This window comes from Paenarthrobacter histidinolovorans (assembly GCF_014647595.1).
Lineage (GTDB): Bacteria > Actinomycetota > Actinomycetes > Actinomycetales > Micrococcaceae > Arthrobacter > Arthrobacter histidinolovorans.
The window spans coordinates 131,871-151,666 of record NZ_BMPM01000004.1 but is presented as its reverse complement, the minus strand read 5'-3'; the positions used below and the strand labels follow the sequence as shown (position 1 = coordinate 151,666).

At 63.3% G+C, this 19,796-nt stretch carries 16 protein-coding genes; 4 read left to right on the top strand and 12 right to left on the bottom strand.

Annotated features, from left to right (window positions below):
• Nucleotides 1-2 precede the first annotated feature (2 nt).
• From alaS to IEY62_RS11400, 5 genes are all read right to left on the bottom strand, one after another.
• On the bottom strand, nucleotides 3-2,681 hold the full coding sequence (gene alaS, locus IEY62_RS11420) for an alanine--tRNA ligase (RefSeq protein WP_189017668.1): 2,679 nt from the start codon (nucleotides 2,679-2,681) through the stop codon (nucleotides 3-5).
• Nucleotides 2,682-2,796: 115 nt separating this feature from the next.
• Nucleotides 2,797-3,027, bottom strand: a complete 231-nt coding sequence (locus IEY62_RS11415; RefSeq protein WP_026267164.1) for a hypothetical protein — start codon at nucleotides 3,025-3,027, stop codon at nucleotides 2,797-2,799.
• A 22-nt stretch (nucleotides 3,028-3,049) separates the two neighbouring features.
• Nucleotides 3,050-3,424, bottom strand: coding sequence for a DUF948 domain-containing protein (locus IEY62_RS11410; protein ID WP_018777745.1), 375 nt, complete (start codon nucleotides 3,422-3,424; stop codon nucleotides 3,050-3,052).
• Between the two features lie 158 nt (nucleotides 3,425-3,582).
• Nucleotides 3,583-4,203 (bottom strand): 30S ribosomal protein S4, encoded by a 621-nt coding sequence (gene rpsD / locus IEY62_RS11405; protein ID WP_018777746.1) that lies wholly within the window; start codon nucleotides 4,201-4,203, stop codon nucleotides 3,583-3,585.
• A 189-nt stretch (nucleotides 4,204-4,392) separates the two neighbouring features.
• Nucleotides 4,393-5,835, bottom strand: a complete 1,443-nt coding sequence (locus IEY62_RS11400; protein ID WP_189017665.1) for a replication-associated recombination protein A — start codon at nucleotides 5,833-5,835, stop codon at nucleotides 4,393-4,395.
• Between the two features lie 41 nt (nucleotides 5,836-5,876).
• Between IEY62_RS11400 and IEY62_RS11395 the strand changes: the two genes are divergently transcribed.
• Nucleotides 5,877-6,521: a Vms1/Ankzf1 family peptidyl-tRNA hydrolase gene (locus tag IEY62_RS11395; protein WP_189017662.1), complete on the top strand. Its 645-nt coding sequence runs from the start codon at nucleotides 5,877-5,879 to the stop codon at nucleotides 6,519-6,521.
• Here IEY62_RS11395 and IEY62_RS11390 read toward each other — a convergent pair.
• The 3 genes from IEY62_RS11390 to hisS form a co-directional block, all read right to left on the bottom strand.
• Nucleotides 6,485-7,261, bottom strand: coding sequence for a GNAT family N-acetyltransferase (locus tag IEY62_RS11390; protein ID WP_189017659.1), 777 nt, complete (start codon nucleotides 7,259-7,261; stop codon nucleotides 6,485-6,487). The genes IEY62_RS11395 and IEY62_RS11390 overlap by 37 nt on opposite strands.
• An 88-nt stretch (nucleotides 7,262-7,349) precedes the next feature.
• A complete protein-coding gene (gene aspS / locus IEY62_RS11385) occupies nucleotides 7,350-9,143 on the bottom strand; it encodes an aspartate--tRNA ligase (protein ID WP_189017656.1) in 1,794 nt (597 codons plus the stop codon).
• Nucleotides 9,144-9,269: 126 nt separating this feature from the next.
• Nucleotides 9,270-10,625, bottom strand: coding sequence for a histidine--tRNA ligase (gene hisS, locus IEY62_RS11380; RefSeq protein WP_189017653.1), 1,356 nt, complete (start codon nucleotides 10,623-10,625; stop codon nucleotides 9,270-9,272).
• A 206-nt stretch (nucleotides 10,626-10,831) separates the two neighbouring features.
• Here hisS and IEY62_RS11375 point away from each other — a divergent pair, with 206 nt between their 5' ends.
• The 3 genes from IEY62_RS11375 to IEY62_RS11365 all read left to right on the top strand — a co-directional run bounded on the left by IEY62_RS11375 (nucleotide 10,832) and on the right by IEY62_RS11365 (nucleotide 13,886).
• Nucleotides 10,832-11,626 carry a peptidylprolyl isomerase gene (locus IEY62_RS11375; RefSeq protein ID WP_189017650.1) on the top strand — a complete coding sequence of 265 codons (795 nt, stop codon included), beginning with the start codon at nucleotides 10,832-10,834 and terminating at the stop codon, nucleotides 11,624-11,626.
• 66 nt (nucleotides 11,627-11,692) lie between these two features.
• Nucleotides 11,693-13,180 carry a DUF349 domain-containing protein gene (locus IEY62_RS11370; protein ID WP_189017647.1) on the top strand — a complete coding sequence of 496 codons (1,488 nt, stop codon included), beginning with the start codon at nucleotides 11,693-11,695 and terminating at the stop codon, nucleotides 13,178-13,180.
• 94 nt (nucleotides 13,181-13,274) lie between these two features.
• The gene (locus IEY62_RS11365; RefSeq protein ID WP_189017644.1) at nucleotides 13,275-13,886 is read left to right on the top strand and encodes a hypothetical protein; all 612 of its coding nucleotides are present in this window, start codon (nucleotides 13,275-13,277) and stop codon (nucleotides 13,884-13,886) included.
• Between the two features lie 9 nt (nucleotides 13,887-13,895).
• Here IEY62_RS11365 and IEY62_RS11360 read toward each other — a convergent pair whose 3' ends face one another.
• The 4 genes from IEY62_RS11360 to yajC all read right to left on the bottom strand — a co-directional run bounded on the left by IEY62_RS11360 (nucleotide 13,896) and on the right by yajC (nucleotide 19,689).
• Nucleotides 13,896-16,289: a RelA/SpoT family protein gene (locus IEY62_RS11360; RefSeq protein WP_189018308.1), complete on the bottom strand. Its 2,394-nt coding sequence runs from the start codon at nucleotides 16,287-16,289 to the stop codon at nucleotides 13,896-13,898.
• 161 nt (nucleotides 16,290-16,450) lie between these two features.
• Nucleotides 16,451-17,440: a protein translocase subunit SecF gene (secF, locus tag IEY62_RS11355; protein WP_189017642.1), complete on the bottom strand. Its 990-nt coding sequence runs from the start codon at nucleotides 17,438-17,440 to the stop codon at nucleotides 16,451-16,453.
• Complete coding sequence (gene secD, locus IEY62_RS11350; protein WP_189017639.1) at nucleotides 17,440-19,191, bottom strand: protein translocase subunit SecD; 1,752 nt, start codon at nucleotides 19,189-19,191, stop codon at nucleotides 17,440-17,442. The genes secF and secD overlap by 1 nt, the downstream gene beginning before the upstream one ends.
• A gap of 114 nt (nucleotides 19,192-19,305) precedes the next feature.
• Entirely contained in the window at nucleotides 19,306-19,689 is a 384-nt protein-coding gene (yajC, locus tag IEY62_RS11345; protein WP_189018305.1) for a preprotein translocase subunit YajC, read from the bottom strand.
• Nucleotides 19,690-19,796 lie beyond the last annotated feature (107 nt).

Genomic DNA, 19,796 nt, shown 5'->3' with positions numbered 1-19,796 from the left:
CGTCAGCGCTTGGCAATCGAGTCCACCACCGCTGCGAGGGCCTCAGAGACCTTCGCAGCGTCGGTGCCACCGCCCTGGGCGACGTCGTCCTTGCCGCCACCGCCGCCACCGAGGATGCCTGCAGCCAAGCGAACCAGCGCACCGGCCTTCACTCCGGCGTCGCGGGCGGCCTCGTTGGTGGCGATCAGGATGACCGGGCGTTCGTTGCTGACGCCGGCAACGGCCACCGCAGCGGCCTCCGAACCGAGACGGCTGCGCAGGTCCAAGGCAAGGTTCCGCAGGTCGTCTGCACCACCCACCTGTCCGGCGTCGTGGGCAACAACGCGAACGCCTGCAGCGTCCTTGGCTGTCCCCACCAGGTTCGCGGCAGCTGCTGCGAGCTGTTCCTTGCGGAGACGGTCGAGTTCCTTCTCCGTCGCCTTGAGCTTGTTCAACGTGCTCGAAATACGATCAGCAAGCTGGCCGGAGGGAACCTTCAAAAGCTCCGTCAGTTCCGTCACAAGGGCGCGCTCCGCGGCGAGGTGACGGAATGCGTCCAGGCCCACGAAGGCCTCAACGCGCCGGTTTCCTGAACCAACCGACTGTTCGCCAAGCAGCGAAAGGCTGCCAATGAGGGACGTGTTGGACACGTGCGTGCCACCGCACAATTCACGTGACCATGCGCCGTCGATCTCCACGACCCGGACTTCGCTGCCATAGTTCTCGCCAAAGAGGGCCATGGCGCCCAGCGCCTTGGCCTCTGCAAGTCCCATCACCTTGGTATCAACGCGGTAGTTGTTGCGGATGGCGATGTTGGAGACTTCTTCGATCTCGGAGCGCGTGGCGGGGCTCAGGCCCTCACCCCATGCGAAGTCGAAGCGCAGGTAGCCGGCCTTGTTGTAGGAGCCGCGCTGGGTGGCTTCGGGCCCAAGGATCTGGTGGAGGGCGGCATGGACAATATGCGTTCCCGTGTGGGCCTGCTCTGCGGCGTGGCGACGTTCACGGTCGACGGCGGCACGCACCAACGCGTCGGAGGCAATCTCGCCCTCGCGGACGATCGCCTTGTGGACGCTCAGGCCCTTGATGGGACGCTGGACGTCCAGCACTTCAACCACGAAGCCATCGCCGGTAATGAGGCCGGTGTCTGCCGACTGGCCGCCTGCTTCGGCGTAGAACGGGGTTTCGTTGAGGACAAGCTCGATTTCGTCGCCTGTGGAGGCGTGCGCAACAGCACGGCCGGCGCTGACGATGCCCCGGACCTTTGCTTCGCCCTCAAGCTCGTCGTACCCGGTAAAGACGGTTTCGCCCTTGCCGAGAAGCTCCTGGTAGGCGCTGAGGTCGGCGTGGCCGCCCTTCTTTCCCTTCGCGTCGGCCTGGGCGCGCTGGCGCTGTTCAAGCATGAGCGCACGGAAACCTGCTTCGTCGACCCTAAGGCCGGCTTCTTCGGCCATTTCCAGGGTCAGGTCAATCGGGAAGCCGTAAGTGTCGTGCAGCGCGAAGGCATCGGCGCCGGACAACGGAACTCCTGCTGCCTTCGATTCCGCCACAGCGTCTTCCAGGCGGGCCGTCCCCGAAGCAATGGTGCGGAGGAACGCCTTTTCCTCGGCGTAGGCGATACGGCTGATGCGGGCAAAGTCGGTTTCCACCACCGGGTAGACGCCCTTCATGGCGTCGCGGGAGGCGGGAAGAAGGTCCGGAAGGCATGCCTTCTCGACGCCGAGCAGCCGCATGGCGCGAACAGCACGGCGGATGAGGCGGCGCAGCACGTAGCCGCGGCCTTCGTTGGAAGGCGCCACACCATCGGCAATGAGCATCAGGGCGGACCGGATGTGGTCAGCAACGACGCGCATACGGACGTCATCGGTGTGGTGCGGATCCTCCGGTGACTCGGCGGAGGTGTACTCGCGGCCGGAAAGTTCGGCAGCCTTGTCAATGACCGGACGGACCTGGTCGGTCTCGTACATGTTTTCGACGCCTTGGAGAATCATCGCCAGGCGCTCCATGCCCAGGCCGGTGTCGATGTTCTTCTTCGGCAGTTCCCCGACAATATCGAAGTCCACCTTCGAGCGGACGTTCTCGATCTGGTACTGCATGAACACGAGGTTCCAGATTTCGATGTACCGGGTTTCGTCGGCCAGCGGGCCGCCTTCGATACCGTAGGCCGGGCCGCGGTCATAGTAGATTTCCGAGCAGGGGCCGGCGGGGCCGGGCTGGCCGGTGGACCAGTAGTTGTCAGCCTTGCCCATACGCTGGATGCGCTCAGCCGGGATGCCGGTGTTCTTGAGCCACAGTTCCTTGGCTTCGTCGTCCTCTTCGTAAACCGTCACCCAGAGACGCTCGGCAGGCAGTCCGTAACCGCCGTCGTCCACGCTGGTGGTGAGCAGCTCGAAGGCGAACTTAATGGCATCTTCCTTGAAGTAATCTCCAAAGGAGAAGTTGCCGCACATCTGGAAGAAAGTGCCGTGGCGGGCAGTCTTGCCCACTTCCTCGATGTCACCGGTGCGGATGCACTTCTGCACGCTTGTGGCGCGGCTGTAGGGCGGCTCTTCGCGGGCGGTCAGGTAAGGAATGAACGGCACCATTCCGGCCACAGTGAAGAGAAGTGACGGGTCGCTGGAAACGAGCGACGCGGAGGGAACGGCGGTGTGGCCCTTGCTGACAAAAAAGTCCACCCAGCGCTTGGTGATCTCCTGCGACTTCATTAGCTGATTACTTACCCTTCTCAATTCACTGCACACGATGTGCGCGGTACCGGCTGGTGCCGTTCCGCAGCTTTCCATTCTGCCCTGTTGAGGGCCTGGGAGCGAACCGCTCCTGCTACCGGCCGCCTGCTACGGCGTCATCGATCCCAAGCGCTGCCCGGAGATCCTCTTCCCGCTGGTGCATGCCGGACCGCACGGCATCGGCGAAGTCGAAGAGCCCGTCGGCCATCCGGCCAACTGCACGGTTCAAGCCTTCGGGGCCCAGGTTTGCCTGTGCCTCGGTGATCTTGCGGAAGGCGATGACGCCGATTGCAACGCCAATGCCCATCCAAACTATTCTCTTCATCGGTTTATGCTCTCCCGTTGATTCAGCGGCTGCGACGGCCGGAGGAAGGGGTGCGGCGTGCGGCAAAAGCCGAGCGGACGCCGTAGCTGAAGGCAGCCACCTTGATCAGCGGTGAACCTACCGTGGCGGCCACGAGCGAGGACAGCGCGGAGATGTTGGCTGACGCATCCGAAACGTTGGACGCGATGCCATCGACCTTCTTCAGCTGCTGGTTGGTGGTAGTGACCGTGGCGGTCACCTCGTCCATCAGGGGCGTGGCGCCGTCGCTGATGGAACGGATGGAGGTGCGGACCTCGTCGAAAACGCCGCCCAACTTCAGAATGGGCACAGCCAACAGCAGAACCAGGAGCGCAAAGACTCCTGCTGCGATGAGACCGGCAATGTCGCCACCAGACATAGAACACTTCTCCTAGGATCGTTGCGCTGCCTTGTACCTGCCGCACCGCGGCTTTGGCCAAGGCCTCCCCCAGTACCTTACCTATAGTGGCCCGGTACCTTATAGACAAAGAAGCCCGCGGCGGTTGCCACGGGCTTCTTTGTCTGTGCTGCTTGAAATTAGCGAGCGTAGAATTCGACGACGAGCTGCTCTTCGCAGATCACGGGGACCTCAGAGCGCTTCGGGCGACGAACCAGGCGTGCCTGCAGGGCGTCGATCTTGACGTCCAGGTACGCGGGCACGTTGTTCAGGACGTGTGCACCGGCAGCTGCGACCTGGAACGGTGCCATGACCTCGGAGCGGCTGTGAACGTGGATGAGCTGGCCTTCGCCAACGCGGAAGGACGGGCGGTCCACGCGGACGCCGTCAACCATGATGTGGCGGTGCACAACGAGCTGGCGGGCCTGTGCGATGGTGCGGGCAAAGCCTGCACGGAGCACGAGGGCATCCAGACGCATTTCGAGCAGCTCAACCAGGTTTTCACCGGTCAGGCCCTTGGTGCGGCGTGCTTCTTCGAAGGCACGGGTCATCTGGGCTTCGCGGATTCCGTACTGGGCGCGCAGACGCTGCTTTTCGCGCAGACGTACGGCGTAGTCGGAGTCCTGCTTCTTGCGGGCACGGCCGTGCTCACCGGGGCCGTACGGGCGGCGCTCCATGTACTTGGCGGCCTTGGGGGTCAGAGCAATGCCGAGTGCACGCGAAAGGCGTGCGGTACGGCGAGCACGAGTGTTGTTAGCCACTTGTGTCCTTCCAATTACTGCGGTGTATCTGTGTTACTGGCCTCCATCAGGGAGAGCATCGGCCAACCGCTGCCTCTTGCTACTGGCCCGGGCGCGCAGCACCATTGAAGAAATCTTCAAGGGATTTGGCGTCGGGTCATGCCAGACAAGGATCAATACTACCACGGGCACTGGGGCCGTCCGCCCCCGCTACCCGCCGCGGACGATCTTCCGGAGCCGTTCCAACCTGGCAGCTATATCCCGTTCCGCGCCGTTGTTGGTGGGCTGGTAGTAGTCCTTGCCTACGAGGTCGTCCGGCGGATACTGCTGGGTGGCTATTCCGTGCGGCTCATCGTGGGCGTACTTGTAGCTCGTGCCGTGGCCCAGTTGTTTGGCACCAGGATAGTGGGCATCGCGCAAGTGCATGGGAATGCCGCCACCATAGCCTGCACGCACATCAGCCACCGCTTTGTTCAAGCCCATGTAGGCGGCGTTGGATTTGGGCGCCGTGGCAAGGTGCACTACGGCTTCGGCCAACACAATGCGCCCCTCAGGCATGCCGATCAGCTGCACGGCTTGCGCCGCTGCCACGGCGGTCTGCAACGCTGTGGGGTCGGCCATGCCGATGTCTTCGGCCGCTGAGATCACAATACGTCGGGCCACGAAGCGCGGATCCTCCCCGGCTTCGAGCATCCGGGCCAGATAGTGCAGTGCCGCATCGACGTCCGAGCCACGGATGGACTTGATGAACGCGCTGGCGACGTCGTAGTGCTGGTCCCCTGCGCGGTCATAGCGGACTGCGGCAGCATCGAGGGCACGTTCTGTGTGGCGCAGTTCCACCAGCACCGGGGCCCCGGACGCCTCATCTTCGACGGCGGCGGGGTCTTCGACGGCGGCCGAGTCACCGAAAGCCACGCCGGCGGCGGCTTCCAACGCCGTTAACGCGCGCCTGGCGTCGCCTCCGGACAGCCGTACGAGGTGGTCCAACGCCGCCGGGCTGAGCTCCACGCGGCCCGCGAGCCCGCGGGCGTCGGACACGGCCCTTTGCAGCAGGCCCGAGATGTCGTCGTCAGTGAGCGGCTTCAACGTCAGCAGCAGCGAACGCGACAACAGGGGCGAAACCACCGAGAAGGACGGGTTTTCCGTTGTTGCTGCCACCAGTACAACCCAGCGATTCTCTACACCGGGCAGGAGGGCATCCTGCTGGGCCTTGTTGAAGCGGTGGATCTCGTCCAGGAACAGGACAGTGGTCTTCTTGTACAGGTCACGGGCCGTCAGGGCCTCGTCCATGACCCGGCGCACGTCTTTGACACCTGCAGTGATGGCAGATAACTCAACGAATTTCCGGCCGGGACCGCGGGCGATCACATGCGCCAGGGTGGTTTTGCCTGTTCCCGGGGGTCCCCAGAGGATCACCGAGCTGGGTCCGGCCGGACCGGCAGCCTCCGCACCGGCCGCCAGTTGCCGGAGCGGGGAACCGTGCCCGAGCAGGTGCTGCTGCCCTACAACGTCATCCAAGGTCCGTGGCCGCATCCGCACTGCCAGCGGACTGCGCTGGGACGCCATCCAGTTGGCGTCCAAGGGTCCCCCTGCCGCGGGCTGGTCCTCCGACTCGTCGTCGTCCACTGCGCCGGCACCAAAGAGATCTTCCACATGGATAGGCTACTCATAGTTCCAGCAAAGGAGATATCGACGTGCACCGCCCAGCTTCAGCCCCGCGCCGCCGGGGCGGCAACAGGACCGCTTTAGTGCCCGCGGAAAGGTTGCAAGGGTGGGTTGACCGGTTCGCTTCAAGCCACGGCCCGGTTGAGGAAGACCTTGACGACGGCGGCTTGCTGCTGCGGGCGGCCGACGGAAGCGAGGCCCTGCTCCGGCCGCCATGGCCGGCCGACGGAAGGCCAGGCCGCGGAGCAACAGAGCTGGACCGGCTCGCTTCGCTCGCCGCCCAGGAACGCGGACTCGGACTGCTGCTGGTTCGACGGGGCGGGTTCGCCCTGGCTGCTGCCAGCGGTTCCAGCATCCTGGCTTCGAAAAGCGGCTCCCGCTTCATCGACGCCAAAACCACCGCTGAACACGCCGCCCGGATCTTCTCCAGCCACAGGATCGAATACCTCGTACCCGGCGGCGACCGGACGTTGGTGGACCAGGTCCTCGCGCATCCATCACTCAAGGCGGTGGCGGGCAGGACGAGGCTTGCCTTCCTGGATGTCCAGGAACCAAAGTCGGCCGGTCTCCCAAAAGCTGCCGCCGATGCCTGCTCCATCCGGATTACCGTGTCGGATGCTCCTGTTCAGCAGCCTCCTCAGCAGCCGCCGGGAGCTCGTTTCAGCGGCGCCTGACGATAAAGATAACCGCCTTGGTCGGTGAAACCCGCCCGCGAGTAGAGGTCCCGGGCTCCCTGATTGGCCGAGGTGACCAGCAGCCAAAATCCTTCAAGACGCCGTTGGCTGCCGGCCCGCAGCAACTCTTGGAGGACTCTCGTCCCGTAACCCCGCCGGCGGTGCGCCGGCGACGTTGCCATGCTGTAGATACCGCCCCAGCCCTCCACCAAGGCGAGACGCCCGACGGCGGCCGGAACGCCGTCGTCGTCCCTCAGCAGTGCGTAAAGCGACGGGCAAGCGGTAAGGATTCTGCGGGCGACCGACAGTTCCGCCTCGCCGCCGCGGCCGTCCACCGACCACCACAGGTCCAGCCATTCCCCGGTGGGATGGTCGCTCAGTTCCACGGCGGGCCCGGTCTCTGCGACGGACGTGTCAACAGCGCCCCTGACCATGATCCTTGTCTCGGATTGCCGGGTGAACCGCTGCTCGTCCAGGACGGTATTGAGGGCTTTGCTGCGGGGATCGGTGAAGACCTGGAAGATCAGTGGAAGGCGTCGGGTCCGGTACCAGCGCCCGGCGGCCTGAACCGACCGGGCAATGCTGTCGTGTCCCGCCTGGTCCGGTACCCGGGGCCACACTGAGTTTGCCCGTTGCGTCACTCCCTCGGAAGCGCGAAGCACCCACTGTCCTTTTTCCTCCCGGTCAAGGGCAGGCCAGGCCTTGTCCATGAGGTCTTCCAGGAGTGCTTGCTCCACCATCTGCGGCACCTCTCATGTGCGGGATCTTATGTGCGTCGGGAACGCCAAAAGGCCCCCCACCACGGTGGAGAGCCTTCTGGCTACGGTATTACTCGGACTTGGTTTCCGGCGCGACCGCCGGCTTGGCCTCAGGCTTGAAGTCAACGCCTGCTTCCTTGCGCTGCTGCGCCGTGATCGGAGCAGGCGCCGCAGTCAGTGGGTCGTAGCCATTGCCCGACTTCGGGAAAGCGATGACATCGCGGATGGACTCCACTCCGGCGAGCAATGCGACCACGCGGTCCCAGCCGAGGGCCATTCCGCCGTGCGGAGGCGCGCCGTACTTGAAGCCTTCCAGGAGGAACCCGAACTTCGTTTCAGCGTCTTCCTTGTCCAGGCCCATGAGCTGGAACACCCGCTCCTGCACCGCACGGTCGTGGATACGGATGGAACCGCCGCCGATTTCGTTGCCGTTGCAGACGATGTCGTAGGCGTAGGACAGGGCCGACTCAGGGTCCTTGTCGAACGTGTCCAGGAATTCGGGCTTGGGCGAGGTGAAGGCGTGGTGCACGGCTGTCCACTGGCCAGCGCCCACTGCCACGTCACCGGAAGCGACGGCAGCGGCCGCAGGCTCGAACATCGGGGCGTCAACGATCCACACGAAGGCCCAGTCATTGGGATCGATCAGGCCGGTACGGTGGCCAATTTCGACGCGGGCAGCGCCGAGCAAAGCGCGGGCAGCTGACTTTTCGCCGGCCGCGAAGAAGATGCAGTCACCGGGCTTGGCGCCAACAGCATCGGCCAGGCCGGCACGCTCTTCTTCCGTGAGGTTCTTGGCAACAGGGCCGGCGAGCTCGCCATCCTCCTTGAAGAGAACGTAGGCCAGGCCCTTGTGCCCCCGCTGCTTGGCGAATTCCTGCCAGCCGTCCAGGGTACGGCGGGGCTGGGAAGCGCCGCCCGGCATGACCACGGCGCCGACATACGGTGCCTTGAAGACGCCGAAATTGGTGTCCTTGAAGAACTCGGTGAGCTCAGTCAGCTCCACGCCGAAACGCAGGTCCGGCTTGTCGGAGCCGTACTTGGCCATGGCATCCAGGTACGTCATGCGTCGGATGGGCGTGGGGATTTCAACGTCGATCAGCTGCCACAGCGCCTTGACGATTGCTTCGCCGAGTTCAATGACGTCGTCCTGGTCAACGAAGCTGGCTTCGATGTCCAGCTGCGTGAATTCCGGCTGTCGGTCCGCACGGAAGTCTTCGTCACGGTAGCAACGGGCAATCTGGTAGTACTTCTCAAAGCCGCCTACCTGGAGCAACTGCTTGAAAAGCTGCGGCGACTGCGGCAGCGCGTACCAGGAACCCGGTGCCAGACGAGCCGGTACAACGAAGTCGCGGGCGCCTTCCGGCGTCGAACGCGTCAGCGTGGGCGTCTCGATCTCGACATAGCCGCGCTGGTGCAGCAGCTCGCGCGCCACACGGTTCGCTTCCGAACGCAGGCGCATGTTGCGTGCCGGGCCGGGGCGGCGAAGGTCGAGGTAGCGGTGCTTAAGGCGTGCTTCTTCACCAACCTCAACGTGCTCGTCGATCTGGAACGGGAGGGGCTCGGAAGTGTTGAGGATAACCACCTTGTCGGCGATGACCTCGATCCCGCCGGTCGCCAGGGCCGGGTTCTCGTTGCCTTCGGGACGCTTGTTGACAGTACCCGTCACCTGCAGGACGTACTCGTTCCGCAGGCCATGGAAGACCTCTTCCTCACGGACAACCACCTGGGCTACGCCGGAGGCGTCGCGCAGGTCAACGAATGCAACGCCACCGTGATCACGGCGCCGGCCCACCCAGCCGGCAAGGGTAACGGTTTGTCCAATGTGCTCGGAACGAAGTGATCCGAGGTCATGTGTGCGCAGCACAGCATTCCTTTCAGCATGAAATTTAGAGGGACCGCTGCAAAAGCGGTCCCGTCCGAGTTTACCCGCCCCGGCCGCGGGTCCCGCCAAAGGCGGGACAGGCCGTGTTCAGATCAGGCCGTGTTCAGATCAGGCCGTGGTCACGCGGACGTGGAGGTCCTCCTCGGCAGGCGTCCAGCTTGCGGGATCGGCATCCACCTGTTCACCTGAGCGAATGTCCTTGACCTGGTGCTTGCCGTCGTCGTCGGTGAACCAGACGAAGGGGATTCCGCGGCGGTCTGCAAACTTGATCTGTTTGCCGAACTTCTCGGCCTTGGCTGCAACCTCCGTGGCAATGCCCCGGCTTCGCAGCTGTGCAGCGATGTCCTGGGCGGCCGACCAGCTGTCGTCCGCGTTCAAAGCAACCAGCACCGCGGTGGGTACTGCGCGTGAGGCCGTGGCAAGTTCCTGGCTGAGGATGCGGGACACGAGGCGCGTCACGCCGATCGAAAGCCCGACGCCGGGGAACTTGCGGTTGCCCTTGCTGGCGAGGGCATCGTAACGGCCGCCTGAACAGATCGAACCGAGCTGCTCGTGTCCCACAAGGACGGTCTCAACGACGGTACCGGTGTAGTAATCCAGGCCCCGGGCGATGCTCAGGTCAGCAACCACCTTGCCCGGTGCGCGCTGGACGGCAGCTTCGATGACCTGCTGGAGCTCACTCAGGCCTTCTTCAAGGAGGTCGTCCTTCACGCCGAGTGCGCGGACCTGCTCCACGAAGGAGGTGTCCTCGGTGCGGATCGTGGCCAGCTGCAGGGCCAGGGCCGCCTGCTCATCCGTGGCGCCGAGCTCGGACTTGAGCAAACCGGCCACCTTGTCGGCACCGATCTTTTCCAGTTTGTCGATGCTGCGCAGCACACCGGTGGTGTCCGTCAGGCCAATGCCGCGGTAGAAACCCTCGGCCAGTTTCCTGTTGTTGATCCGAAGCCGGAAATCCGGAATGGGGAGGGCGCTCAGGGCCTCAGCGATGACCAGGGCGATTTCCACGTCATAGCGGAACGGCAGTTCGCCGTCGCCCACGACGTCGATATCGGCCTGGGTGAACTCGCGGGCCCGGCCTTCCTGGGGACGTTCGCCGCGCCACACCTTCTGGATCTGGTAGCGGCGGAACGGGAAAGCCAGATACCCGGCGTTTTCCACGACATAGCGGGCAAAGGGAACGGTCAGATCGAAATGCAGCGCAAGTGCGTTGGGATCGGATTTGTCCGGGCTGCCCTGCTTCGCAGCCTCGCCCTCGTCATCCTGGAGCCTGCTCAGGCCATAGACCTCTTTGTCGATCTCGCCCTTGCGGAGCAACTGACCCACCGTTTCGACAGCGCGCGTCTCAATGGAAGAAAAGCCATGCAACTCGAATATTTTCCGGAGCGTATCCAGCACATGGAGCTCCACCAACCGCTCCTGGGGAAGCCACTCGGGGAATCCGGACAGGGAGGCGGTACGTGCCATGGTGGAATTGTCTCCTCGAAGAAAGCTGAACCGGGCTTCGGCGCCACGCTTTAAACGCCCGTTCGGCGTTTAGAAGGCGGGCGTCCAGCCGGTCATGCATAAACTATGTGCGGCAGCCAGTTTATGCTTTCCGCGCGTGCACATCTAATGCAGCATGCCGGGTTCCTGTCGGCAGCCATCCGAAGCGGACACAATCAGGAGGACTCTTGGCAACAAGGTCGCGGGATGACCGCGAAGCGAAACGTCGCATCAGGCAAATGGAAGCCAAGCGTGCCCTGCGGCAGGAACAGGGAAAGCGCCGCAAACGCGACAACACCATTGCCATCGGCGCCGGTGCGGCCTCCGTGATCCTTGCTGTGGTGCTGCAGCTGACGGTTTTCAGCTCCAACCCCACGGAAGCCGAGTTTGCTGCCGCAGAGGCGGGTCTCAGTTCGCCTTCGGCGTCCCCCGCTGCCTCCAACAGTGCCGACATTCCCAGCCCGGATACGGCGGCCGGGAAGACATTCGCAGGCGAACTTGCCTTGAACAGCGGCGTAGTGGGAGTGGAATTGAACGGTACGGCGGCGCCCCAGGCTGCTGCCGTCCTGAAATCGCTCGCTGACGCCGGCTACTACAACGGGGCCAACTGCCACCGCTTGACCACCTCCGAGACGTTTGGCCTCCTGCAGTGTGGCGCGAAATCCGAGGACGGCGCGGACGACCCCAACTATCGCTGGGGCCCCCTCGAAAATACACCGGCAGACAACAAGTACCCGGCCGGGACCATCGCCGTCGCCCGCACGGGCAACAATGCCTACGGAAACGGCCACCAGTTCTTCATTGTTTACAAGGACACCACCATTCCAGCCGACACGGCCGGTGGATACACCGTTGTTGGCAAGGTCACCAGCGGGCTGGATGTCGTCTCGAAGATCGCCGCAGCCGGTCTCAAAGCCGGCCAAAACACCAGCGACGGCGCCCCTGTGGCACCTGTCACGATAGACTCGTTTTCTCTGAAGTAACCAGCCCCAGGCCCCGGCCCGGGGTGCCTTGCCTTAGCAGTCCCTCCAAGCGAAAGACTTTTAGCGGTGACAGACAGTCAGAAATCCGACGAAACAGCAGCAGTGGCCAACGATGAAGCGGTCGAGGTGATCGAAACGACCGAGGCCGGGGCTTCACCCGAAGCAACCCCCGGCACGGCTTCCAACGAACCCGTCACACCTCGCCCCGCGCCGTCGGCAGCGCCGTCGCCCGCGGCTTTTGCAGCACGCCCCAAGGCACCCGCCGCTGTTGTTCCTGCCGCACCCGCAGTATCTGCAGCCTCGCTCGCAGAAGCAGCAAAGTGGGGACGGGCCGAAGGCGATGGCCACGTGTTCCTCACCCTCGACGGTGAGGAAATCGCCGTCGGTCAGTACCCGGGAGTCAGCCCCGACGAAGCCCTGGGGTACTTCGCCCGGAAGTTCGACGACGTCATTGCCCAGGTGGTCCTCCTGGAACACCGGGTGGAATCCAAAGCGCCGGCAACTGACATGCAGAAGACGGTCACGCACTTGCGCGAGCAATTGGCCGAGCGCAACATGGTGGGCGATATCCGTTCCGCCGAGGCCCGTCTGGAAGCCCTCTCAACGCAGATCGTCGAGCTGGAGAAGTCCGAGAAGGCAGCCCACGAGGCCGTTCGTGCAAGCGAGCTTGCTGCGCGCGAGGCCATCGTGGCCGAGGCAGAGACCATTGCCGGGCAGGATCCCGCACAGATCCAGTGGAAAACCTCCAGCGCGCGCATGAACGAGCTGTTCGAATCCTGGAAGTCTGCGCAGAAGAGTGGCGTCCGGCTTGGCCGCAGCAACGAGGACGCCCTGTGGAAGCGCTTCCGCTCGGCCCGCACCGTTTTCGACCGTCACCGCCGCGCCTATTTCTCCCAGCTGGACAGCAACAACTCTGCCGCGAAGTCCGCCAAGGAGGCCCTGATTGCAGAGGCCGAGGCACTTTCCTCGTCCACTGACTGGGGCTATGCCGCCGGTGAATACCGCAGGCTGATGGATCAGTGGAAGGCCACCCCGCGCGCCAGCCGCAAAGATGACGACGCCTTGTGGGGCCGGTTCCGCGCCGCGCAGGATGTCTTCTTCAGCAACCGCCAGGCCGCCAATGACCAGATCGACCAGGAATACACGGCGAACCTGGCTGTCAAGGAACAACTCGTGGTCGAGGCCCAGGGCTTGCTTCCCATCAAGGACCTCAACGCTGCCAAGAAGGCTCTTCAGTCCATTCGGGACCGTTGGGAAGATGCCGGCAAGGTCCCGCGCGCCGATATGGGCCGGATTGAGGCAGGCCTCCGCAAGGTCGAAGATGCCGTCCGCGACGCCGAGGAAGAGAAGTGGCGCCGGAGCAATCCGGAAACCAAGGCGCGTACCAACAGCGCCCTGACACAGCTCGAAGCAGCCATCGCAGGCCTCAAGGACGATCTGGACAAGGCTGAAAAGGCCGGCGACCAGCGCCGCATCAAGGCTGCACGCGAAGCCCTGGAAGCACGCCAGGCATGGCTCGACCAGATCCAGCGTTCGGCCAGCGATCTCGCATAGTATGTTCTGACGCTGTTGCAGGCTCCGGGCCGGTTATCCACATAGCCGGCCCGGAGCCTGTACTCGTTAAGGGGCGCCACGGAATGATCGATGGATGGCCCCTGCTCCCACATCCCCGCACTTGCTGGAACCGGTTATTCCGGAGCTCTATGCCCCTGGCCGCATCTTTACGTGGAATGAACTGCAAGGCATGGCGTTCGATGGCATCCTGCTGCCGCTGTACGGGAAGAACTATGCATCGCCCGGTGTAGCCATCACCCACCGGCTGCGCGCCCGCGCGGCGGCCCTGAGCGTACCGGAGCGCATCCGCACGAAAGTGGTGGCGGGCAGGCTTACCGCCGCCTGGATCTATGGCTGCGCCGCACCACCCGAGAAATTATCGCTGCTGGTGGATGCCAAACACCGGATCTCCAGCCTTCGCGGCACCCTGCCCTGCAGCCTCCATGAAGTACGGCTGGGCCAGATGGATGCAGTGAGCCTTGGCGGGATGCTGGTGAGCACCCCACTGCGTACCGCAGCGGACATTGCCCTCCATGTCGAGACTGATCGCGCCCTTCCTGTGCTCAAGCGGCTGCTGAACCGGCAGGAATTGGGCGTCAGGCTACGCCTGCTGGTCCTGGCAGTGGAGGCAGCTCCGAGGGTCCCCCACAAAAAGCGTGCCCTGGCCACCCTGGCCCAGTTGACGCCGGTCAACGTACCGGGTTAGCAGCGCCCCCTAGCTCCGGCGCCGGTTACCTGTGGTGCGGTAGACATCGAAAACACCATCAATACGGCGCACAGCATTCAAAACGTGGTGCAGGTACTTGGGATCACCCATCTCGAAGGCGAACTTCGAGATGGCCACCCTGTCGCTGGACGTGTGAACCGATGCGGCCAGGATGTTGACGTGGTTCTCCGACAAAATGCGCGTCACATCGGAGAGGAGCGATTTCCGGTCCAGCGCTTCAACCTGGATCTCCACCAGGAACACGCTGGACTGCGTTGGCGCCCATTCGACGTCGACGATCCTGTCAGGCTGGTCCCGCAGGCCTGAGACATTGGTGCAGTCTGTCCGGTGAACGGAAACACCGGAACCGCGGGTCACGAAGCCAAGAATGGGATCCGGGGGCACCGGCGTGCAGCATCGGGCCAGCTTGACCCACACATCGCCCACACCCCTGACAATGACGCCTGAATCCGAAAACTTGGACTTGGCTACCTGGGTGGGGATGCTTACCTCATCAAGGTCCTCATCCGGGGTCTCATGGCCACCGAGGTGCTCCATGAGCTTTTCCATGACTGACTGGGCCGAAGTATGCCCGTCGCCGACGCCTGCGTAGAGCCCGGAGATATCGACGTAATGGAAATCCTCCGCGACCGCAGACAAGGCATCGTGTGTCATGAGCCTCTGCAGGGGAAGGTTCTGCTTCCGCATGGCGCGGGTGAGCATGTCCTTGCCACGGTCGATCGCTTCTTCGCGACGCTCCTTGGTGAACCACTGCCTGATCTTGTTGCGCGCCCGTGCGGACTTGACGAAATGCTGCCAATCCTGGCTCGGACCGGCACCTTCAGCTTTGGAGGTGAAGATCTCCACCCAGTCGCCGTGGCTCAGCTCACTGTTCAACGGCACCAGTTTGCCGTTGACCCGCGCACCGATGGTGCGGTGTCCAACTTCAGTGTGGACGGCGTACGCAAAATCCACAGGGGTGGAACCCGCGGGCAGGGCCATGACTTCGCCCTTGGGCGTGAAAACGAAGACTTCGCGGGCGTTTATTTCGTATCGCAGGGAATCAAGGAACTCGCCAGGATCGGAGGTCTCCTGCTGCCAGTCAACCAGGGAACGCAGCCAGCCCATGTCGCCGTCGCGCGGGCTGCCCGGACCCTGCGCGGTCCGGTTCGGCTGGTCCTTGTACTTCCAGTGGGCGGCCACGCCATACTCCGCGCGCCGGTGCATCTCGTGCGTGCGGATCTGGATCTCCACCGGCTTGCCGCCCGGGCCGATCACTGTGGTGTGCAGCGATTGGTACATGTTGAACTTCGGCATCGCGATGTAGTCCTTGAACCTGCCCGGGAGCGGGTTCCAGCGCGAATGCAGGGTGCCAAGGGCCGCGTAACAGTCGCGGACGGAGTCCACCAGCACCCGTACGCCCATGAGGTCATTGATGTCGTCGAAGTCCTTATCCCTGACGATCATCTTCTGATAGATGGAGTAATAGTGCTTGGGACGACCCGTGATGGTTGCCTTGATCCTGGCGGTCCGAAGATCGTCGGCGATCTGGTTGCGGATCACGCTCAGGCTCTTCTCGCGCTCCGGCGTACGGTCCCCCACCATCCGGACGATTTCCTCGTACACCTTCGGGTAGAGGGCTGCGAAGGACAAATCCTCAAGCTCCCATTTGATGGTGTTCATACCCAGGCGATGAGCCAGCGGGGCAAAGATTTCCAGCGTTTCGCGTGCCTTGCGCGAGGATGACTCCGCGGAAACGAAGCGCCAGGTGCGTGCATTGTGCAGACGGTCGGCCAGCTTGATCATGAGGACCCGGATGTCCTTGGCCATGGCCACGACCATTTTGCGGACGGTTTCGGACTGGGCTGCCTCGCCAAAGCTGACCTTGTCCAGCTTCGTGACGCCGTCCACCAGCATGGCAACCTCGGGGCCGAAGTCCCGTGTGAGGTCCGCCAATGTGTAGGGAGTGTCCTCCACGGTGTCGTGGAGCAGGGCGGCGGCCAATGTGGTGCCTGTCATGCCGAGTTCGGCCAGGATGGTGGCCACAGCTACCGGGTGGGTGATGTAAGGATCACCGCTCTTGCGCTTCTGTCCTTGGTGGCTCCGCTCCGCCACAGCGAATGCCCGTTGGATCAGGTCAAAGTCTTCTTTGGGGTTGTTGGCCCTGACGGTCCGCAGCAGCGGCTCGAGGATAGGAGAGTACGGAGCAACGCCCCGTCCGGTCAGGCGTGCCAGACGCGAACGCGTGCGCTCCCGCCGGCCTGGGAACGTGGGGCGGGCTCCCGGCATGTCCACCGGAACAGCGCCTGACGCCCGGGCGGGCACGCCTGTTACAGGGACCGCTACTGCTTTGCGGTCGTCTTCCCCGCCCGCCGGTGGTGCCGACGTCGCACGTTCTTCCACAGAAGTACCCCTCACAACCGATTTAATTCTCCCAGTCTATTCCCGGAAGCGAATGCATCTGCAACTGGACAGCACATGACGATCGCACCGGCAAGTCAAAGAGCCGGCCACCGCACTGTGGCGGTGACCGGCTCTTTGGACCGTAATGGCTCCTTTGCCCCCTAAACGGTGGCTTCGGCGCGTCGGTGCGCTACTTTCTTTGCCTGCTTGACGAGCTCCGGCTCTCCCTGGCGCAACCAGGCGTAGAGCGGGGCCGCGATGAAGATCGTGGCCGCAGTGCCAATGAGGATACCTACGAACAACGCCAGTGACAGGTCGCGCAGAGTACCCGCGCCCAGGAGTCCTGCACCGATGAAGAGGATGGCGGCCACAGGAAGGACGGCAACCATCATGGTGTTAATGGACCGGACCAGGGTTTGGTTGACGGCGAGGTTGACCTCTTCGCCAAAGGTACGGCGGGTGGACGTGGAGATGTCTGACGTATTCTCGCGGATCTTGTCGAAGACCACCACGGTGTCATAGAGCGAGTAGCTCAGGACGGTGAGGAAGCCGATGATGGCCGACGGCGTCACTTCAAAATCGCTCAAGGCGTAGACGCCCGCAGTGGTAAACATCGTGACGAGCATGCCAACGAGGGCCGACAAGGACATCTTCCAGGTCCTGAAGTACAGGGCCATGAGTACCGCGGCCAAACCGACAAAGACCACCAGACCGATGAGGGCCTGCCGGGTAACGTCCTGGCCCCAGGTGGGTCCGACGAAGTTGGAGGTGACCTCGTTCTCCGTTACGCCATATGCGCTTGTGAGTCCGTCCTTGATGCGGTTGGTCTCGTCGTCGGTCAGCTGATCCGTCTGGATCCGCATGGTGTTGCCCGCCACGTTTGCCACGCGCGGAATGGCATCGGGCACGACATCGTGGACTGCCCGCTCCCCCAGCGCTGCGTCCGTGGTGCTCACATTTGAAACCGTGAACTCCGAGCCGCCGCGGAACTCGATGCCAAGGTTGAAGCCGCCCTTGACCACCGGGATCAGGATGGACAACGCTACGGCGACGGCAGCGATGATGAACCAGATCTTCTTTGAATTGACAAAGTTGTAGGAACGTTTGCCCGTGTAGAGCTCATGGCCGAAGGTTGCGAAGCTCGTAGTCATTACTTCTCCTCCTTGCTGCCGTTGGAAGAACCAGTCAGCTGGCCCTTCGCGGCAAGGCGCCGTTCGGCGATGGTCATGCGTCGTTCCGCTTCAGCGGCCGCTCCGGCGTTGCGGGGGCGGACCGGCGTCGGCTTTTCATCCGGGGTCCGGAGCCGTCCGGCTCCCCGGTACAGCGGCACCGCGCCCAGACGGTCAGGCGACAATCCGGAGAACCGGTGTCCTTCACCAAAGAATTTGGTGCGGGCCAGGACCTGCAGCATCGGGTGCGTGAACATGAACACAACCAGGAGGTCGGCGAGAGCTGTCAGGCCAAGCGTGAACGCGAAGCCACGCACGTTTCCGACCGCCACGAAGTACAGGACCAGCGCAGCCAGAAGGTTGACGGCTTTGGAGGCCAGGACGGTGCGCTTGGCGCGCTTCCAGCCATTCTCGACGGCGGATACCAGTCCGCGCCCATCGCGCAGTTCGTCACGGATGCGTTCGAAGTAGACGATGAACGAGTCCGCGGTCTGGCCAATGGCCACAATCAGACCTGCGACACCTGCCAGGGACAACCTGTAGTTCTCGGTCCAGCCGAGGATCGCGATGGCAAGGTATGTCAACAACCCGGCAACCACCAGGGAAGCGATCGTGACAAATCCCAAAGCCCGGTACTGGAAGAGCGAATAGACAACAACCAGGAGCAGGCCGATCATGCCGGCCAGCAGGCCGAGCCGGAGCTGGTCCCCGCCAAGGGTGGCCGAGATTTGCTCCTGGGACTGGATCTCGAAACTGATCGGAAGCGCACCGTAGCGCAGCTGGTCAGACAAAGCCTTGGCACTGGCCTGGGTGAAGTTGCCGGTGATCTGCGGCTTTCCGTCGGTGATGACGGCAAGCGCACGGGGTGCTGAGATCACTTTGTCATCGAGGACGATGGCGAACTGGGACTTGGGATCGTCCGAGCCTTGAGCCTGGGCCGCCACGTAGAACTGGTTGAGCCGTTCGGTAACTGCCTTGAACTTTGCGGTTGCGTCACCGTTGAAGACGATGTTCACGCCCCAGGAGTTGGTCACCGAACCCTGCGCACCCTGGACCTGGGAGAACGTGGAATCGCTGATGTCCTGGCCCTTGACCTCTACCGGGCCAAGGATGTACTTGGCAGCGGGAGTCTTGTCCGTGGCGGGCTCACAGGCCACCAACGGTTTGGCAGGATCGGAGCGGTCGCGCTTCTCCGTGGACGGGTTGACGCAGTCCAGCGCTTCGAATTCCTTGACGACATCGCCGGTGACCCAGTTGTTGTCGCTGGCGTTGGCCGGCGCCGCAGTGGGCTGGGGCAGCTTGTCATCCGGCGTCCGCTGCTCTGCAGGAACGGCGGCGGGGTCGCCAGCGGCGATCACGGGGCGGAAGTTCATGTCGGCAGATGCCTGGATGAGGTCCCGGGTTTCCTTGGAGGGTGTACCCGGCAGGCTGACCACAACGTTGCGGCCGGACTGCGTGCTGATCTCTGCCTCGGCGACGCCGGATCCGTCGACACGCTGGCGGATGATCGCCACAGCCTGGTTCAACTGTTCCTCATTGATGTCGCTTGCACCCTCAACACGGGGTGCCAGGATCATCTGGGTTCCACCTTCGAGGTCCAGTGCGAGCTTGGGCGCCCAGCTCGCATGGCCGGTCATCACCCCGCCAGCCAGGACAGCGGTGAGTACAACGAAAATTGCTCCAAGCCAGGTCAGCACCCTGCGGGCTGAGTTTTTGGGGCCGGTCCGTGCCATTATCGATCTTCCTGTTATCGCCGGACAGCCGCCGGCGGACGCTGGTAAGCGTCTGCCGGCGGCTCTCCGCTGCCGTAGAAGTTTCCTTGCGCGGTGATGCCGCGACTTACGGTGCTAGTTGTCCTTCTTGTCCTCTTTGTTGAGGCGCGCGATGGTCTCTTCCGGCGTCTCGACGGCCGAAGGCGTTTCAGTACCCGCCACGGTCAGGGAAGAAGCGTCATCGGGAACCACCGGGGCTTCCTCCGGAGCGGCCTCAACCACCTTGGTGACAGCCTGGCGGTGGACTGTGGCCAGGTTGCCCGGCGAAAGCTCGATAACGACCTTGTTTTCCGCTTCGTCGATGGACACGATCCGGCCGAAAAGGCCGAAGCTGGTCATGACGTCGACTCCCGGAGCGAACTTGGACTGCATCTCAGCCTGCTGCTGCTGGGTCTTCTTGTTGCGGCGGAACATCATGAAGACAAAAAGTCCAAGCATGACGAACAGCAATATGGTCATTGGATCCACAGGGAAGTTCCGTTCTGTACTTACGTTTTGGTTCACGGCAACGTCCCTGGCAGATCCGCGAGGCTGGCGCATGGATCAAGGACTCGAACGTGCCGAGC

Bases quoted from the DNA above. Each gene is read 5' to 3' on its own strand.
- alaS (WP_189017668.1), bottom strand. From the start codon at position 2,681: ATGAAGTCGCAGGAGATCACCAAGCGCTGGGTGGACTTTTTTGTCAGC.
- IEY62_RS11415 (WP_026267164.1), bottom strand. From the start codon at position 3,027: ATGAAGAGAATAGTTTGGATGGGCATTGGCGTTGCAATCGGCGTCATC.
- IEY62_RS11410 (WP_018777745.1), bottom strand. From the start codon at position 3,424: ATGTCTGGTGGCGACATTGCCGGTCTCATCGCAGCAGGAGTCTTTGCG.
- IEY62_RS11390 (WP_189017659.1), bottom strand. From the start codon at position 7,261: ATGGTGGAGCAAGCACTCCTGGAAGACCTCATGGACAAGGCCTGGCCT.
- hisS (WP_189017653.1), bottom strand. From the start codon at position 10,625: ATGGCACGTACCGCCTCCCTGTCCGGATTCCCCGAGTGGCTTCCCCAG.
- IEY62_RS11365 (WP_189017644.1), top strand. From the start codon at position 13,275: ATGGCCCCTGCTCCCACATCCCCGCACTTGCTGGAACCGGTTATTCCG.
- secF (WP_189017642.1), bottom strand. From the start codon at position 17,440: ATGACTACGAGCTTCGCAACCTTCGGCCATGAGCTCTACACGGGCAAA.
- secD (WP_189017639.1), bottom strand. From the start codon at position 19,191: ATGGCACGGACCGGCCCCAAAAACTCAGCCCGCAGGGTGCTGACCTGG.
- yajC (WP_189018305.1), bottom strand. From the start codon at position 19,689: ATGACCATATTGCTGTTCGTCATGCTTGGACTTTTTGTCTTCATGATG.